The 17,631-nt window shown below is 40.2% G+C and carries 12 protein-coding genes; 5 read left to right on the top strand and 7 right to left on the bottom strand.

From position 1 onward, the window contains the following. The first annotated feature begins 11 nt into the window (after positions 1–11). Positions 12–2,873, top strand: coding sequence for a S9 family peptidase (locus AAEY94_RS15665; protein ID WP_350979208.1), 2,862 nt, complete (start codon positions 12–14; stop codon positions 2,871–2,873). 100 nt (positions 2,874–2,973) lie between these two features. Here AAEY94_RS15665 and AAEY94_RS15660 read toward each other — a convergent pair whose 3' ends face one another. The 5 genes from AAEY94_RS15660 to AAEY94_RS15640 all read right to left on the bottom strand — a co-directional run bounded on the left by AAEY94_RS15660 (position 2,974) and on the right by AAEY94_RS15640 (position 9,592). Continuing rightward, the gene (locus tag AAEY94_RS15660; protein WP_162023583.1) at positions 2,974–3,372 is read right to left on the bottom strand and encodes a DUF3192 domain-containing protein; all 399 of its coding nucleotides are present in this window, start codon (positions 3,370–3,372) and stop codon (positions 2,974–2,976) included. Positions 3,373–3,618: 246 nt separating this feature from the next. Then, positions 3,619–4,386 (bottom strand): flap endonuclease Xni, encoded by a 768-nt coding sequence (xni, locus tag AAEY94_RS15655; RefSeq protein WP_350979207.1) that lies wholly within the window; start codon positions 4,384–4,386, stop codon positions 3,619–3,621. Further along, on the bottom strand, positions 4,379–5,743 hold the full coding sequence (ppnN, locus tag AAEY94_RS15650) for a nucleotide 5'-monophosphate nucleosidase PpnN (protein ID WP_101086494.1): 1,365 nt from the start codon (positions 5,741–5,743) through the stop codon (positions 4,379–4,381). Before ppnN ends, xni begins: the two co-directional genes overlap by 8 nt. 60 nt (positions 5,744–5,803) lie before the next feature. Then, the gene (locus tag AAEY94_RS15645) at positions 5,804–7,360 is read right to left on the bottom strand and encodes a sensor domain-containing diguanylate cyclase (protein ID WP_350979206.1); all 1,557 of its coding nucleotides are present in this window, start codon (positions 7,358–7,360) and stop codon (positions 5,804–5,806) included. Positions 7,361–7,561: 201 nt separating this feature from the next. Further along, positions 7,562–9,592, bottom strand: coding sequence for a tetratricopeptide repeat protein (locus AAEY94_RS15640; protein WP_350979205.1), 2,031 nt, complete (start codon positions 9,590–9,592; stop codon positions 7,562–7,564). 328 nt (positions 9,593–9,920) lie between these two features. On the opposite strand from AAEY94_RS15640, the gene AAEY94_RS15635 reads away from it, so the two are divergent. Further along, a complete protein-coding gene (locus tag AAEY94_RS15635) occupies positions 9,921–11,747 on the top strand; it encodes a M61 family metallopeptidase (protein ID WP_350979204.1) in 1,827 nt (608 codons plus the stop codon). A gap of 402 nt (positions 11,748–12,149) precedes the next feature. Here the strand turns inward: AAEY94_RS15635 and AAEY94_RS15630 are convergent, their stop codons facing one another. Both AAEY94_RS15630 and rdgC read right to left on the bottom strand, forming a co-directional pair. Then, positions 12,150–12,707: a glutathione S-transferase family protein gene (locus AAEY94_RS15630; RefSeq protein WP_162023579.1), complete on the bottom strand. Its 558-nt coding sequence runs from the start codon at positions 12,705–12,707 to the stop codon at positions 12,150–12,152. Between the two features lie 17 nt (positions 12,708–12,724). After that, positions 12,725–13,636, bottom strand: a complete 912-nt coding sequence (gene rdgC, locus AAEY94_RS15625) for a recombination-associated protein RdgC (RefSeq protein WP_101086499.1) — start codon at positions 13,634–13,636, stop codon at positions 12,725–12,727. Positions 13,637–13,961: 325 nt separating this feature from the next. On the opposite strand from rdgC, the gene AAEY94_RS15620 reads away from it, so the two are divergent. The 3 genes from AAEY94_RS15620 to phoR all read left to right on the top strand — a co-directional run bounded on the left by AAEY94_RS15620 (position 13,962) and on the right by phoR (position 17,264). Continuing rightward, complete coding sequence (locus tag AAEY94_RS15620; protein WP_101086500.1) at positions 13,962–14,906, top strand: porin; 945 nt, start codon at positions 13,962–13,964, stop codon at positions 14,904–14,906. A 196-nt stretch (positions 14,907–15,102) separates the two neighbouring features. After that, positions 15,103–15,792 carry a phosphate regulon transcriptional regulator PhoB gene (phoB, locus tag AAEY94_RS15615; protein WP_011638217.1) on the top strand — a complete coding sequence of 230 codons (690 nt, stop codon included), beginning with the start codon at positions 15,103–15,105 and terminating at the stop codon, positions 15,790–15,792. Positions 15,793–15,968: 176 nt separating this feature from the next. Beyond that, a complete protein-coding gene (phoR, locus tag AAEY94_RS15610; RefSeq protein WP_162023578.1) occupies positions 15,969–17,264 on the top strand; it encodes a phosphate regulon sensor histidine kinase PhoR in 1,296 nt (431 codons plus the stop codon). Positions 17,265–17,631: the final 367 nt, after the last annotated feature.

Raw genomic sequence — 17,631 nt, 5'->3', positions numbered from 1 at the left:
AGAGGAAAACTGTGAAATTATTCAATTTAATTCCATTGGCAGTCTGTCTGTCATTTAATGCCCATGCGGCTCCACAACGTGCACTGTCCCTTGATGACATTATGCATTTTGAAACCTTACAACAGCCGGTTATTTCTGATAATGGCAACGTGATTGCGGTACAGGCTACTCCTGATAGAGGCGATAGTCGTGCATTAATCCGTTTTAGTGATAACAGTAAACAGTATGAAATTGCCAATGGCACCGATGTGAATGTCAGTGCTGATGGCAAATTTGTGTTGGCGACCATTGAAGCGAACTTATTTGAGCGAGAAACCAAGAAGAAAGCCGATTTACCCCATGAAGTGGTCTTACTGAATACTCAAAGTGGTAAGCAACAGACGTTTGAGAATGTTGAATCTGCCCTATTTAGCGACAATGGTCATTTTTTAGTTTTAAAATTTAAAATTAGCAAGCCTGAGTCTACCGATGAGAAATCTGAATTATCGGAATCTAAGGCTGTTGAATCCATTGCTTCTGAGTCTAAAGCTTCTAAATCTATTATCTCTGAACCAACGGTTGCCGAAAATACTGCTAAGGTTGAAGATGATACTGATGCTGAAATTGAGGAAGCAGATAAAGGCTCTGATGTTCGGTTAATTAATCTGGCTACCAATCAACACACCCAGCTATCTGATGTGACCCAATTTGCTTTTGATAAAGCTGGTAATCATTTTGTTGCAGTCGTTAATCAAGGTGAAAATCAACTGCACCAGATAGTTCTGGTAGCATTGGATGACCAAAAACAGCGTCAGCTTTATGGTAGTCGCGATGAACATATTGAAGCATTAGCGATCAGCGATGATGGTCAATATGTTGCCGTGACGAAAGGCGCTGCGAGTTCGACACGCTATGGCCGTGAGCACAACATGTTGCTTATTGATGTAGAGCAGAATAAACAACAGCAATTTGCCCAGTCTGAAGCTTGGACATATAACCAATATTCAAGCTTACAGTTTTCAAAAGACGGTCAACGTTTGTATGTTGGTCGAGTTCCCCAAGTTGCTCAGCAAGCTGAATTAGCTGATTATCAAAATGCCAATGATGTGTTTAATCCAGAGATTATCACGGCGAAAAAGCAGCTACGCATTTGGCATGGTGATGATGCCAAAATTAAGCCTCAAGAAGTCAAAGAATATGAGCAAGAATTAAAACGCACTTATTTAGCGGTTTTACACTTAGATTCAAATAAGTTAGTTCAATTAGCTGATCAAGTGGTGCCAGATGTTACTTATGGTGAGCAAGCGCGTTTTTTATTGGCCAGTTCAGATGTGCCATATCAAAAAATGATCACCTGGGCAGGTTTTTATCGTGATGTGTATTTGGTTGATGTAAACAACGGTAATAAAATTCCAGTGTTAACTCAGCAACCTAGTGATGCAATGCCGACTCTGTCACCGAATGCTAAGTTTCTGGCTTATTATCAGCAAGGTAACGTGTTTCTGTTAGACATTGCATCTCAACGTCGGGTTAATTTGACTGCTAATATTACGACACCGTTTGCTGATGAAGACCATGACTATCCCAGTGCTGCACCCGGTTACGGTTTTGGCCCTTGGTTAACTGATGATAGTGCGATAACCGTTTATGATAAATATGATGTATGGCAGTTTAATACCGCATCGAACCAAGGGTTTATGTTAACCAATGGCGAAGGGCGAAAGCAGAAAACTCAATTTAGACTTGTTGGTTTAGTGAAGGATGAGTTGTTACCCGCAGTAGTGAGTGATGCTGAAACTGTGCTATTGCAAGGTTATAGTCATCTATCAAAAGCAGACGGTTTTTTCAGCGCCCAAATGGGTGTTGCTGGTGTGAAGCGCTTAACCGAAAGCAACAGTAAATTAACGTTGCTTGCCAGAGCTAATAAAGCCTCGACAGTGGTGTTTTCGAAACAGCGCTATGATTTATATCCTGATTTATATATTGCAGCTAATACCTCACCACAGAACGCCCAACAGGTGACCCAACTGGATAAGCAGCGTAAACCCTTTAAATGGGGCAGTGCGGAGCTAGTACATTGGCGAGATGGTGACGGTGTTAACATGGATGGGGTACTCATTAAGCCAACAAATTACCAAGCCGGTAAACAGTATCCAACCTTAGTGTATTTCTATCGGTTTATGAGCGATAGGCTACATGCGTTTCCTGATATGAAGCTCAATCATCGACCTAACTTTGCTTGGTATGCAGACAATGGTTATGCGATTTTCTTGCCTGATATTCGTTTCGAGATAGGTTATCCGGGGATCTCTTCAGTAAAAGCACTGACCGCAGGCGTACAAAAATTGATAGCGATGGGGATTGCCGATCCTGATGCTGTTGGTATTCAAGGGCATTCTTGGGGCGGTTATCAGAGTGCTTATGCGGTAACCCAAACCAATATCTTTAAAGCTGTTGTGACTGGTGCTCCGGTATCGAATATGACCAGTGCTTATAGTGGTATTCGCCATGGTTCAGGGCTAGCAAGACAATTTCAATATGAAACGGGCCAAAGTCGAATGGGCGAGAGTCTGTTCAAGGCACCACAAAAGTATATTGAAAACTCGCCGATTTTTTATGTCGATCGTATTCAAACACCCATGATGATTATGTTTGGTGATAAAGATGATGCTGTACCATGGGAGCAGGGTATTGAGCTATATCTGGCAATGCGTCGTGCAGGCAAGGATGTGGTGTTTTTACAATATGAAGATGAGCCACATCATTTGAAAAAATATCCCAATAAACTTGATTATACCATTAAGATGAAGCAGTACTTCGATCATTACTTAAAGGGTGAGCAAGCCCCAGATTGGCTCCGCCAAGGTGAAGCTTATCAGGAGTATAAAAAGTAGATTAAAACGGCTATCAATGTTTGATCTGAATTAACTTTTACGCCCTATGCTGATACCGATAGGGCGTTTTTTGTTATTGATACCACAGACAAATAAGCAACTATTGTGGTTCTTGATGGGTTATTGGCACGGCAAAATATTGATCTTCAGTGTCTTGTCCCCATGCAATCAGCAGATTATCTCTAAATAACAATGGGGTGCACTCTTCTTTAGTGGTTTCACCGTCTGATTTTATGTGGTGGGTACGGTAATACATCACTTGATATTGTCCATCAATGCCGGTTTTGGCTTCGACAAAATCTGCACTGCCTAATAATGTTCTGATCTCATCAAGGCTTTGACCAAAGCTGACTTCACTCATTTTTTGTAAGTTGAATGCTTGGCGATCATCCCATGCTCGGTCTTCTGGCTGTGGTTCATAAACAAAAATTACCACGGCAACAAACAGTAAATAGGCAGTGAAAATTCCACCGATGATATACGTCACTTTTGCATTCATAATCTGTGTAATCCGTTATGGTATTAATACCGTTGAGGTTATGTGTTTTTACTCAACTCTGGATAATAAACGGTTATCAAATAACACTTTTTTGTTATCTGTATTGTATCGACTTACTATAAGCCTACTATCATGTTAAAACCCTTGGCAACATCAATAGCAAGAGTGATAGCAGACGTTAAATACACTTATTTTTAACGCTTTAGCCCATCCCTTATCCAGAGTAGAGGTTAGCTTATTATGGCATTAGTTTGTTATTGGATTGATCCTAAATTGTTTCAAATTAATATTCAGTGGAATATCGCATTGTAACTGCGCTAATTTATAACTAATTCTGGCAATCTCTTTTCCTTCGGCTAATTTAAGTGCTTGCTTGGCGCCAAGGTTATCTAAAGAACGATATAAATTAGCTAGCGTTCTAAATTTATTGAGTAAATCCGCTGCAGATTTTGGGCCTATGCCCATAATTCCGGGAATTTTATTGCCGCTGTCACCCGCTAATGCAATAAAGTCGAGCATTTGGTATTGCTCTATTCCCAGTTTCTTTTCATATTGCGCAACATCAAAGACTTGCTGATTAAAGTGATCCCACAAGGTGAGATTTTTGGTCGGTAACTGGCTAAAGCCTTTGTCGGTTGACACAATAATCACTTCACCCTTGTTGCTGATCATTTTCATCGCGATGGTGGCGATAACATCATCGGCTTCAGATTGAGCGTCGAAAGAATTGATATCGTGTTCAGCCAATGTGGCTTTGATATTTACCAGGCCATCACTTAATGCCGTCGGCATGGGTTTACGACCTTTTTTGTAATCACTGTACAGCGTTTTGCGCCAAGATGGCTCATTGCCATCCCAAACGACAATGCAATGAGTCGGTTGATGTTGTAACAGCATTTTTTTTGATGCTGCTAAAACACTTTCTTGAACGCTGGTAATATCGTTTTCATCAGGTAGCACCGCATGAATGCGGCGTACGAGATTGAGTCCATCAATAATGAGTAATTTATTCATTTGTTTTTATTATTTCGTAGCAGGGCACGTAAGCGCTGCCTGGCAGTTTCATTCGTTGTTGTTTAACAAAAGCGTTTAATAGCTTATCCATCATTAGCATGAGCTTAGCATCACCTTCAATCTTAAAGGGACCAAACTCTTGAATTAACTTGATGGTATCGCCTTTTACGTTACCGGCGACAATACCTGAAAACGCTTTACGTAAGTTAGCGGCAAGTTCTGCCTTATTTTCTTGAAAATAGAGATTCAAATTTGCCATAACTTCATGGGTCGGCGCAAAGGGTAATTGAAATTCGGGTTCAATTTTGAGTGACCATTGATACTGGTAAGCATCACATTTTTCTTTGCGATAGATTTTTACTTGCTCCATGCCTTGCTTCATTATTTGCGCCACTTTGGCAGGGTCGCCGATAATGATTTGATACTTACTCTGTGCTTCTTCGCCTAATGTTGCCCCGATAAATTCATCGATAACGGCAAAGTATTCAGCACTTTCAGCAGGTCCGGTTAATACCAGTGGAAAGGATGCATGGCAATTTTCTTTATTTAATAAGATACCAAGAAAGTAGAGTAGTTCTTCAGCCGTACCCGCGCCGCCAGGGAAAATGACAATACCATGGCCTAAACGGACAAAGGCTTCTAGACGCTTTTCTATGTCGGGTAAAATGACTAATTCATTAACAATTTGGTTTGGGGGCTCAGCAGCAATAATACTGGGTTCGGTTAAGCCGATATAACGGGCGTTGTGAACTCGTTGCTTTGCGTGGGCAATCGCCGCGCCTTTCATTGGGCCTTCCATAGCACCAGGGCCGCAACCGGTGCAAATATCCAGTCTACGTAGCCCAAGTTGGTAACCGACATCGCGGGTATATTGGTATTCAACAGCATTGATGCTGTGTCCTCCCCAACAAACCACCACATTAGGGTCTTTCATTGGCGAGATTGCTTGAGCATTGCGTAAAATATCAAACACCACATTGGTAATGTGGCTGGCATTACTTAAGTCAATATGCTTTAAATTTTCGTACTTATTGCTGATGTATATAATATCGCGGAGTACTGCAAACAAATGTTCTTGAATACCGACAATGATTTCCCCGTCGACGAAGGCTTGTAGAGGAGGGTTGATGAGTTCAATTTGGATGCCTCTTTCACGCTGTAAAATATTAAGGCTAAAAGATTCATAGCGACTAAACAGGTCTTCGGAACTGTCGCTGATAAGGCCTGAAGCTAACACCGCGAGTGAGCAATTTCGATATAATTGGTAAAGGTCGCTTTTTGCACCTTGTTTCAGACGTTCGACTTCTAATTGAGAAAGCTGATCTAGACTACCACGTGGACTAATTTTTACTATCATAAGCAACTCCTTTGGACTCGAGTGTTTGATGCCGAGTCCAAAGAAAACTGTCTTGGGAGGCTAGATATCAATAACGACTCGGTCTCTGCCGTTGTTTTTTGCTTGGTATAATGCAGCATCTGCTCTTTCGAAAGCTTCTTCAAGCGTTTCGTTTTCCATTACTTGTGCAGCACCTATAGATAATGTAACTGTAATTCTCTGATTTTTAAACTTAAACGGAATATTTTTGATTTTCTCTCTCACTCGATTCAATAATTGAGAGATATGTTCATCAGTAACATCAGGTAATAGTAATACAAATTCTTCACCACCATAACGAGCAACAAACTCGCTATCGCGTAATGAGTTTTTTAACGCCATAGCAATGACTTGCAGGGTTTTATCGCCGGTACTGTGGCCAAAGCTATCATTAATGCCTTTAAAGTGGTCTATGTCTGTAACGGCTATCCACAGTGGCGTTTTAAAGCGGACATGGTTGCGATACTCTTGCTCCATGCGATCTTCTAACGCAGTACGGTTTGCTAATTGGGTAAGCGGATCGAGTAGGTTGAGCTTTTGATGTTCAAATAGCTTTTCTTTGTAACTATTCGCTTCCTGGCTCATTGAATTGAGCTCTTTACGCATTGTCTCTATTGATTTACGTAAAATGGTTTGTTCACGTTGTTCCAGTGCCTCTTTACGAGACAGTGAATCGCGAAGTGAAGATAACTGCACCGTCAGTTGAATCTTTAATTGGTTAAGATCATCTGCATCTACCACTAACTCGTCGGCGTTATTGACGCGTAAATTGATTTCTTTATTTAATTGACCTTTAAGTTGCTCACAACGTTGGTTGTTGTTATGGGTGTTGTTGACCACATCGCGAACGATAGTCAGAGCATCATTGAGGGCAAATAAAAAGTCTTGTGATGCGGTTTTTTCGCGAGCAATATTTTCTAATAGTAAGCTTAATATCGATTGGTAAGAATCCAGTAAGTTATTTAAGCTGATATCACCAAGTAACACTTCTTTTATGACTAGAATTTGGTCCCGTTGATCTTTTCTAAATTCAATTTCAGCAATTTTAGCGGCAAGCTCTTTAGCTAGCTGAATATGGTGAGGCAAAATTTCGTAATTGTCGGCATCAGCAAATTCGTGTTTTAAAATTTCTTCATAGAAAAAAATCAGTTTTTCAACTTTGGGAATGTATTCCCATACAGTATGGAATGGTTTGCCTAATTCTTGTTTAAAGTAGGTGATTTCTTTTTTGAGTTTGTCTGGCGCAGAGTTAATTCGTTGGATCTGACGGATCACTCGATTGAGCCCATTACGACTGTCTTCTAAACGAGTCATGGTATGGCTATATTGAGATTTTAATAGTCTTTCGATATCGACGAGTTCAGGTAGTGCCTCGTCAATTTGCTCAAAATTGTGCATATGATGGCGCAATTTAGCCAGTTTATTATCGAGTTCTAAGTTTTGCCCTTTACAAGCAAGACTCAGATGAGTGATAAATTGAATTAATGTTTTCAATTTATCATTACGATCGATATTTATTTCTTCGAGAGCAAGTTTAGCTGCATGGAGCTTTTGCTTCATCAACGAAATTTGAGTTATCGCTGTATTTGACTCTTTCATTTTGCAGTGCCTACTTTCATTCTTCAGCTAAAGGCATCTATTGCCGTGATTAGGATATTAATTTAGACGGCAAATCGAATTATAGTAATTAACATATCATCGATTAACATTATAGTAATATTATCTCAATAATGTTGTGCAGCAAATCCAATTACCGTACAAAATCTCATAACTGGTCACAATAGCATGTTTATTAATCAATTAGTTTTTCGGCCAGTTGATCTCTTGGGTGTTACGATTACTTTCTGCACGAATGATGCCGCGATTAAGTGCTTGAGTCAGATTTAAATAAAGTGGGCGCATAAAAACAGCCGCTGGAGCGAAATTAAGTGGTCGCAATGACACATAAGCGGGTTGCTCAGTTATTTCCATGGCTGCAGCAAGTGCGTATTGCAATGTTTCAAATTGTAATTCAGCACTGATGCTGGCATCTGGGTTACCCAGTAGTGGCAAATTAATGTGACCAATACTGGCATGTTGGACCGCGGATATGTTAGCAAAATTTGGTATAGTAAATTGGGTCTCATGTAATTGTTTAAGGCAATCAATTACAGCATGTAAGATATTTTCTGCGTCGTATTGCTTATCGAAATAACATGCAATCAATCCTGAACGTATTATATACACTTCAGTGTCGAGGTGTTTACTGAACAGGCTATTAAAATTTTGCATCAATGCGATAGATTCAGTGAGCCCAAGTTGAATATCAATATTGTTTAATTTATTGATATTCACTAACGCAATCGTTTTAGACTCAGTGTGTTTAAGAGTGCTGATGCGTTGAATAAACGCCCTATAACCTTGGGCTTGCGTTATCGGGTCTATGGTATTTAAATGTTGGGCGTTAAGGTATGAGGTATTTCGCTGTTGAAATTTTCTGTAGATAAAAAACAACACGATAATCGCAATACTGAAACCGAGAATTAATACTAAAATGATAAATTGACTATATTTATTCTTTGCCGTTTGTTGATGTAGTTTATTACGTAATAAACCCAGTTCGAATTTTAATTTTTGTTCAGTGAGTTCAGAGAAATCATTTGTTTGTTCGGTTTTTTGTTGCGATGTGTTGATCAGCTCAACAATGGCATCGACTGTTGCAAGTGCTGCATTGAGGTTGTTTGTTTTGCGATATGCGGTAGATAAATAGCCTAATGCTTCTGTTTGCACATCATTTAAATGTTTCTTTTTAGCCAGTTCAATAGCCTTGCTCGCATGATCAATAGCCTCATTCCACATGCCTTCACTGGTATTTATTTGGGCAAATAGTAGTTCATTATGGACTAAGTAATGTTCTACTTTCCGAGCTCTAAATATATCATTTGCACGTTGCATTACGTTCAATGCTGCTTGGATATTATTTAATTTGAAGTAAGCCTCGCCTAAGTTGTGGTATGTGAGCCCTATGGCGATTTCATTTCCCATACGCTCATTAACTTGCTGGACATTTAAATAATAGTCGATGGTTTTATTCCATTGATCTTGGCCAGCGTAAATCATTGCGATGACCGTCAAGGTCTCTGCTAGGTAGACATCTTGACCTATCGCTTGAAGTATTTCGGCAGCATTATGGGCATATTTTAGGGCATCATCCCATTGTTCTAAATCTCGGTATGTACGCGCAAGATTAAGTTGTGTATGAGCTTTAATTCCGGGGTAATCCAGACTATTGGCTAAACGAAATGCTTCACTGTAGTGCTGGAGTGACTTGGCTTGATCGCCATTAAGATTGTAATAACGACCTAACTGGGTTTCGGCATCGGAGATAAAATAATTATTGTGTAATTGGTAAGCGATATCGCGGTAACGATTTAAGTGAGAAAATGCCGGCGTAGGTTGAAGTAGCAATGAATGTAACATGCTGAGTTGTTCATGAAGTGTTGATTTAAATAGCGTACTTTCTAAACTGACATCTGTATTAACCATATTCAACGCATTATTTGATTCAACAATCACCTGATTATATTCTTGGTTTTGACGGCCTTTAATTCGCGCTTTAAGCATGATGACGACGGCTTGCTCAAGTGTGGTTGATGCAATGGCGTCTAATTGTGTTATGAGCAATTTAGCGTCTTTATACTTAGTAGGTGATGTAAGCTTTGCTTCTAAATTCAGTCGAGCCAGCAGCTCTAAATCGCGATGAAGTTCATTGGGTGGGTAACTTAATTCATTTGCGGCTTGCTCAAATTCCTCCTTATTTGAAAATTGTAAAGGAAACTCTGTGGCCTTCATTAGTTTTGTATACAGCTTTTGAGGATTTTCTTTGAAAAATATTTCTTGCTGCTCAATATCCCTTGCTGAAACCACTGAACTTAATAGTATCGAACATAATATGACCAGAGGAAAACATCGCAGCATAGTAAGAGATACCTTTTATAGTGTTAGTTAACGTGGACTTCATTTTTACGTGGAATGAATAAATAAATTTACCTGGGTCAGATGTTCTCACCGGGTGTTTTCCATTAAATTGCAAATTGCCACTGTGTTAATGAGTCTAGATCGTTATAATTGTTCGGAATTTAAAATAAAAACAATAGAATCATACCAGAAGGAACCTAGAGTGAAACCTACTTCTCTTGCAATTTTAACCAGCAGTGCTATTTTTTCGATGAGTTGGGCAATGCCTGCACTTGCAGATGTCGATTACCATATCGATATTAACCAACCCACACACCATTTAGCCCAAGTGAGTGTGTCATTCCCTCAAACCAATTCGGATGTATTAACGGTCAATTTACCGGTATGGCGAACAGGTCGTTATCAAGTATTACCCGTTGCAGATGGCGTAAGGTTGTTTAATGCGACCGACAGTAAAGGACAATCATTACCTTGGAAACGCACTGCCAGTGGCGAATGGCAAATCGCCTTAACCAAACCTACATCGGTGAAGGTGACATATCAATTACATGCCAATGAGCTTGGTGATCGTTTACGTCACATTGATAGTAGCCATGCTTTTTTAGATGCCAGTGGTGTATTTATGTATAGCCCTGCATTTCGTCAGCAACCCGTTACGGTCAACATGGAAGTTCCTGAAGGTTGGAAAAGTTACTCTGGCATGGATAAAGGCAGCACATCACATTCATTTAAAGCGGCCAATTATGATGTGTTAGTTGATTCACCGATAGAAACAGGCATAAACCAACATGTCAGCTTTGAGGCTGACGGTCGTGATTACGACGTGGTATTTTGGGGCGAAGGTAATTACGATACTCAAAAAATTGTAGCAGATCTCACCAAAATCAGTGGTCAGGCATCGGCTATTTGGCCTGATTATCCATTTAAACGATATGTGTACATGGTGCATGCAACCAGCGGTGCTCGTGGCGCAACAGAGCATCTCAATTCTACTATTATCCAATTACCACGATTTAATTTTCGTGAACGCGAAGATTATTTACGCTTTATCAGTACCGCCTCGCACGAGTTTATTCATACGTGGAATGTTAAAGCTTACCGACCTCAAGGGCTGGTTCCGTATGATTATCAGTCGGAAAATATGACCGATTTACTGTGGATGGCTGAAGGCTCCACCAGTTATTTCCAAAATCAGTTATTGTTACGCGCAGGAGTGATAACCGCCAAAGAGTTCTTTGACGATTTAAGTCAGCGTATTGTGCTTAATCAACATAACCCAGGTCGTGAAGTCCAATCTGTCGCAGAAGCCAGTTTAGGCCAGTGGAGTAGCACTTGGGGCGATTATGCGGTTAATCACAGTGTGAATATTTACTCTGAAGGTTACTTGGCTTCAATGGCACTTGATTTTAGTTTGCTAAGCGATACGCAACTTGCTCATTCATATAGAGATGTCCATAAAGCGCTTTATCAACAATATAAAATTCCATTAAGTTATAACGTCGCGGACGTGCAATCTATTTTGAAAAACCTTTCTGGTAAAGATTACCAGTCGTGGTGGGCTGAATATGTAAACCAACCGTTTATTTTATCTTTTGATGACTTGTTGGCACATGCTGGTTTGATCACCACTTATGGTCAATCTCCTAAAACAGAAGTAGATGCCGGAATGATGTTGTCTGGCTTATATAACGATTTAATTATTGCGAGTGTGCTAAAAAATGGCCCAGCTTGGAATGCTGGTGTTGCTGCCGGAGATGAAATTGTTGCTGTTAATGGTTTAAAGGTTACCGCGGATGGTTTAACTAAACGTCTTAATGATTTTAATGTTGGTGATACGATTAAACTAAGCATATTCAGGGATGAGCGTTTAAAAGAAGTGAGTTTACTCCTGACTGAACAACCTAAAGGTGACTTATCAATTGCATCCGTAGATAAGGTAACTGATGCGCAGAAAGCGTTTTATAAAGCATGGTTGGGGGTTGAATGGCCGTTTGATGACAAGGGTGAGTGGATTAATACTACTGACTAAAATGTTGATTTGCATATCCCCAAACGACCTTGAAATGCAGGATCCAGCATGTGGAGAAGTAACGCTTCAGAAACGATAACAAGCGAACGCTGCGCTCACGGATAAAGCGGTCTCGCGGCTTGTTATCGCCCTTTCGCTCGTCACCGCTTGCTACCTCAAGCGGTTGTGACAGCTTCGCTGTGCTGTCTGCTTTTATAGAATCTAGCCGCGTAGCGTCCTAGCAGCCCAGCGCTCTAAGAATAGTGATATTAATTCTCTTCAATCACTGCCTTGTTCAGTTATCCTACGGGGCTTTGAAACGAGCATGTTGAAGTGGCTTGGTTGAATATGTCATTCAGTATTGAGATGCGAGCCGTTATGATAAATAAAATGCCCTGAGAACAGGGCATTTTTGTATGATGGTTACGCCGGAGGAGCTGTTTCGATAAAAAATGGCTCTTTTTCTATTGTGGCTAAAAATATTTTCAGTTTTGGATAATCTTCGATATCAATCCGTTGGCGGAAAACCGCCCAACTTAAATAACAACCTAAACGCAATTGCACATCATTAAACGGTCCGTATAGCGGTAGTTCGAATTTTTCAAATTCAGCTAGTGTTGCGTTAATGCGTTGTGCTTGTCTGATTGTGTAATCAAAACGTTCAATATCAACGCCATCACGAGACAAGAAAAACAAGTTAATTGAACTGTCTAGAGCAGTGTTGATCATGCAAAACTGATCAAGTTCTACCACGGTATCAAGGTACGTTTTTGATGACTTATGACGGATGTAGCGCAATATAGCGCTTGAATCCGTTAACGATAACTCTCCATCGTGTAAAAAAGGAACCCGTTTTGTAGGGGATAGCGTTGCGCTGCTAGCCTGATCTGTTTCAATAAATTGATAATCTAATGTTGATTCCAATAAGGCTATTCGGCAATGCCGAACAAAGGGAGACGTAAAGCTACCGTAAAGTTTCATGGGATACCCTTATGGTATTAAACGCTTTGCTCTAAAGGACCAAATGCTTGATTTACCGCGTTGACGAAAGCCACTAATTCACTGCCCATCAAGGCAAAGTCAGCGTCTAAACGTGCTAATGGATCTTCGGTACCAACGTCATCACTACCTGCTCTAAACTCTTCAGAAAACTTAAGTCGTTTAATACTGGCATCAGACTGCATTAAAAAAGCAATCGACTGACCAAAATGCAATGCCAATTTGTGCACTTGCTTACCTGTCGCAATATGGGCAAGCACTTCATCTTCTTGAAGCACTTGTTGTTTAAAGCGAACGATACCGCCTTCATCAGAGTCTGACTTAAGCTCGGCTTCATCTTGCATTTCAAATGGCGCCGGTGCTTCACCCGCTTGCAACCATTGCGTTAACGTTGATTCGATTGGTGTGGCATAACTTAGCGGGATAACCGGTAAGCTACCTATCGCTTTACGAAGCAGTGCCAACAACTCTTCCGCTTTAGTCGCACTAGAACTATCAACTAAAATCATTTCTAGCTCAGGCATGATGAGTGCATGAGTTTGGCTACGTCGAGAAAATGCACGAGGCAATAATGTTGTGGTGATTTCGTCTTTAATGGTGTCTTTTTCTTTTTTAGTGACTTTACGATTTTCTAACTCTTCAATCTCTGCCACTTTTTCATCTAAGGCTTCTTTGATGACTTGGCCTGGGAGAATTTTTTCTTCTTTCGTGACGCAAATTAGATAGCGATTTTCGGCACTATGGACTAATGCCTGGCCTTTTTTGCCTAGGGCATTAGAAAAACCAAACTTGCTTATGTCTTGGCTTGAACAAGGAGAGAAAGTGAAATCAGCTAAGGCATTTTCTAACGTTTCGGTATCTGTCGTAAAAGGTTTGTTGAAACGGTACAGGGTGAGATTTTTAAACCACATAGAAGGCTCTCATTAATTAACAGGAAAAATAAGTTACTGCAGTTTACGGGATAGATGCAAAGCGGTAAACCTACAAAAAAACACTAATAATACGACCGCTGTCGTCACTAGGGTTAGAATTCATCAAATTGTCACATTCCCCAAAACTTCCTTGAAACCACCGCTGTAGCTAGATCTACTGCGCAATAATCTGGTTCGGTATGGCAAATATTCATTTTTAATCAAGCATTGCAATATTTCTGAAACATTCGCAAGGCAAAATTCTGCTCGTTCCGATACCACTAACCCAGAATAACCATGACGAAATATGCGTCGAAAGGATGAAATGATGAATGTTTTTTGTAAAACTCTATTAGCCTCTGCAATGGCAGCCTCTTTAGTATCAAGTGCTTATGCGGCAGATCCTCTACAAGTTTATGGAAAATTAAATGTTACAGCACAGTCTAATGATGTTAATGATGAAACTGAAACAACTATTCAAAGTAATGCATCACGTTTTGGTGTAACCGGTGAGTTCGAGTTAAGCAAATCATTAGAAGCTTTCTACACCATCGAATACGAAGTTAATACCGGTGATGATGACAAAGAAAACTTTTTAGCTCGTAACCAATTTGTTGGTTTAAAAGGTAACTTTGGTGCCGTTTCTGTAGGTCGTAACGACACTATCCTTAAAGTATCTCAAGGTAAAGTTGACCAGTTTAACGATTTATCTGGTGACGTAAAAAATATGTTCAAAGGTGAAAATCGTATGGCGCAAACTGCGACATACTACACACCTATGTTTGGTGATTTTCAAGCGGGTGTAACGTATGTTGCATCTGGCGATTCAGACCAAGTTGTTGGTGACAATACAACTGGTGAAGATGGTGTGAGCATGGCTGTAATGTACGGTGATGCAGGTCTTAAAAGTACACCAATATATGCAGCGATTGCTTATGATTCAAAAGTAAAAGGTTATGACACTGCACGTGCAACGGTTCAAGGTAAAGTTGCTGGCTTAGTTATTGGTGGTATGTACCAGCAACAAGAAGCAATAGATAGCGGTGTAACAGATAACGGTTTCTTATTAAGTACAGCTTATGACATCAATGATGTGACACTAAAAGCTCAGTATGTCGACATGGAAAACAAAGGCGATTCATGGTCTGTAGGTGCTGACTACAAGCTAGGTAAACCAACTAAACTATTTGCTTTCTACACAGCCAACTCGTTTGATTCAAATGACCAAGATGATAGCTATGTTGGTATTGGTATCGAACATAAGTTCTAAACCAGTCATCATGTGATGGTTAAATCTTCAATCAATTAAAAAGGGCTTAGGCCCTTTTTTTGTTACATGGCATTAACAGCAATGAATTTTTTATGACAGAAAGGCGTATTTAATGCCAGAATCAGCTGTTAGATCATAAATCTGTAACAAAAGTGTCCAATAATAGTCTCGTGGCAAATTAACGTAGAAACCCAATATGACAGCTAGGATATTAATAGTAGAAGATGAATCAGCAATCCGTGAGATGCTGACATTTGTGATGGATCAACATGGTTTTACGACAGCTGCAGCTGAAGATTTTGATTCAGCAATTGAGTTGCTTAAAGAGCCATACCCTGACTTAATTTTATTGGATTGGATGTTCCCTGGTGGTAGTGGCATCCAATTAGCTAAACGGTTAAAGCAAGATGAATTTACGCGTCAGATCCCGATTATTATGCTGACAGCTCGTGGAGAAGAGGAAGATAAAGTCAAAGGCCTTGAAGTGGGCGCTGATGACTATATAACTAAACCTTTTTCACCTAAAGAGCTCGTCGCACGAATTAAAGCCGTTTTGCGCAGAAGCGCACCAACGCGCCTAGAAGAAACTATTGATGTGCAAGGATTACAACTCGACCCTGTGAGTCACAGAGTGACCGTTGGTGACGCCGTGCTCGATATGGGACCGACAGAGTTTCGCTTATTGCATTTCTTTATGACCCATCCTGAGCGAGTCTACAGTCGAGAGCAGTTACTCGATAACGTTTGGGGCACCAATGTGTATGTTGAAGATCGAACTGTCGATGTGCACATCAGACGTTTACGAAAAGCCGTAGAAGAGGGTGGACATGATAAATTGATCCAAACTGTTCGTGGTGCTGGTTATCGATTTTCAACCAGAATGTAATTCGTATTGGCGGCTCGAAAAGTTCTGCCATGCTAGGCAGAGCTTTTTAAAAACTGTTTTTTTCGCTGTCTAGCCATAATAGTCGATTTAGGCTATCTTGTGGTTCCTCGTTAGCCCTAATAATCAGTAACGGCACTGAATGTGTTGGCGGCGTTACTTTCGTATTTAGGTAGCCTATGTTTATCTCGTACTCTGGATATCGTTTATTTTTCCGGTTAGCTATATTGCTTGTTTTATTCATGCTTATCGGCGCTTTATTCAATCAAGTTGTTATCGTTATGCTATTAGGCTCGATTGCATTACTTGTGTGGCATTATCGTCAAATTACTCGTTTAAACTTCTGGTTATGGAAAGATAAAAAGCTTACGCCTCCACAAGGGCGGGGAAGTTGGGAGGGCGTGTTCAATGGAATATATCGCCTGCAGGGCAAGAATCGACGAAGAGTGGGTCAGTTAGCTACGTTGTTAGCCCGTTTTCGTCAAGGCGCTGAGGCCTTGCCTGATGCGGCTGTAGTGCTTGATGCCGAACATAATATTTTATGGTGTAACAAGCTCGCTCAGTTAATCTTAGGCTTTGTTTGGCCTCAGGATAATGGTCAGAGAATTGATAACCTTATTCGCCATCCTGATTTTTCGACTTATATAAAGAAAGCACAATACAAAGAACCATTAGAAATCCCTTCTCCCGTGTCCGATAAGCGTTTACTTGAAATTCGAGTAATGAGCTATGGTGATCGACAATTGCTGTTAATCGCTCGAGATGTCACCCGAATTCATCAGTTAGAGGGTATGCGCAAAGATTTTGTGGCAAACGTTTCCCATGAACTTAAGACCCCATTGACAGTATTACAGGGGTATTTAGAAATTATGCAAACCATGGAAGATGCAGACTCTCCTAATCACAAACCACTATCATTGATGCAGCAACAGACGACTCGGATGCAGTCGATGGTTGAACAGTTATTGGCACTGTCGCGCATTGAAGACGCGGTTGATATTGATTTATCGCAAACGGTCAATATGTCATTGATGATGGAAATTCTTAAAGAAGAAGCCAAAGCTCTTGCTGGCACCGACTATACATTAGTGTTTAATTGCGAACCCGGTTTGAATACCCATGGTAATGAATTGCAATTACGCAGTGCTTGTTCCAACTTGATTTCAAATGCAATACGTTACACCACTCCTGGTGGAACGATTTCGGTTAATTGGAAAAGTGTTGCAACCGGAGCGTTGTTTTCGGTGACCGATACTGGAGTGGGTATCGCTCCACAACATATTAACCGCTTAACTGAACGCTTTTATCGAGTAGATAATGCCCGTTCAAGTAAAACTGGCGGCAGTGGTTTGGGGCTAGCGATTGTAAAACATGCTTTAAACCATCATCACAGTGAGCTTAAGGTGATAAGTGAGTATGGCAAAGGCAGTATCTTCAGCTTTGTTATTCCAGCGCACTTGTTAGTTCGACAATAGCTAGCATCTAGATTTTCAATCCTTAAAAAACAGCATACGTGCTGTTTTTTTATTGCTGCTCCTCAGTTCAAATTGCTAATGATAATGAGCTAATCAGTTCAAAACCGCTGAGGAGCACTAATGTAATTAGTCTTAGAGAGATGGCGTTGAATCAATCGCTGGTATTGCATAAATTGCATCAATTAAACCGGTATGATGAATGTCATAATGTAGCGTTATTGCTATAATTTTAAGCCGTAATTATCTTGTTTGTAATGTGTTTAGTGGGTGTTTATCTATTGTACTAAATAATTTCTTATTACCTATATCCATTAAGTTGTTGATATTCATTGGCTTTGTTTTTGTTTTGTCAAATAAGACAGTTTTA

This window comes from Shewanella sp. AC34-MNA-CIBAN-0136 (genome assembly GCF_040309945.1).
In the GTDB taxonomy this organism is placed as follows: domain Bacteria; phylum Pseudomonadota; class Gammaproteobacteria; order Enterobacterales; family Shewanellaceae; genus Shewanella.
Note: the sequence above shows the minus strand (reverse complement) of the source record. Positions and strands in the feature narration are given on the sequence as shown.

Bases quoted from the DNA above. Each gene is read 5' to 3' on its own strand.
- ppnN (WP_101086494.1), bottom strand. From the start codon at position 5,743: ATGATAGTAAAAATTAGTCCACGTGGTAGTCTAGATCAGCTTTCTCAA.
- AAEY94_RS15640 (WP_350979205.1), bottom strand. From the start codon at position 9,592: ATGAAGGCCACAGAGTTTCCTTTACAATTTTCAAATAAGGAGGAATTT.
- AAEY94_RS15630 (WP_162023579.1), bottom strand. From the start codon at position 12,707: ATGAAACTTTACGGTAGCTTTACGTCTCCCTTTGTTCGGCATTGCCGA.
- phoR (WP_162023578.1), top strand. From the start codon at position 15,969: ATGTTTATCTCGTACTCTGGATATCGTTTATTTTTCCGGTTAGCTATA.
- rdgC (WP_101086499.1), bottom strand. From the start codon at position 13,636: ATGTGGTTTAAAAATCTCACCCTGTACCGTTTCAACAAACCTTTTACG.
- xni (WP_350979207.1), bottom strand. From the start codon at position 4,386: ATGAATAAATTACTCATTATTGATGGACTCAATCTCGTACGCCGCATT.
- AAEY94_RS15620 (WP_101086500.1), top strand. From the start codon at position 13,962: ATGATGAATGTTTTTTGTAAAACTCTATTAGCCTCTGCAATGGCAGCC.
- phoB (WP_011638217.1), top strand. From the start codon at position 15,103: ATGACAGCTAGGATATTAATAGTAGAAGATGAATCAGCAATCCGTGAG.
- AAEY94_RS15645 (WP_350979206.1), bottom strand. From the start codon at position 7,360: ATGAAAGAGTCAAATACAGCGATAACTCAAATTTCGTTGATGAAGCAA.
- AAEY94_RS15660 (WP_162023583.1), bottom strand. From the start codon at position 3,372: ATGAATGCAAAAGTGACGTATATCATCGGTGGAATTTTCACTGCCTAT.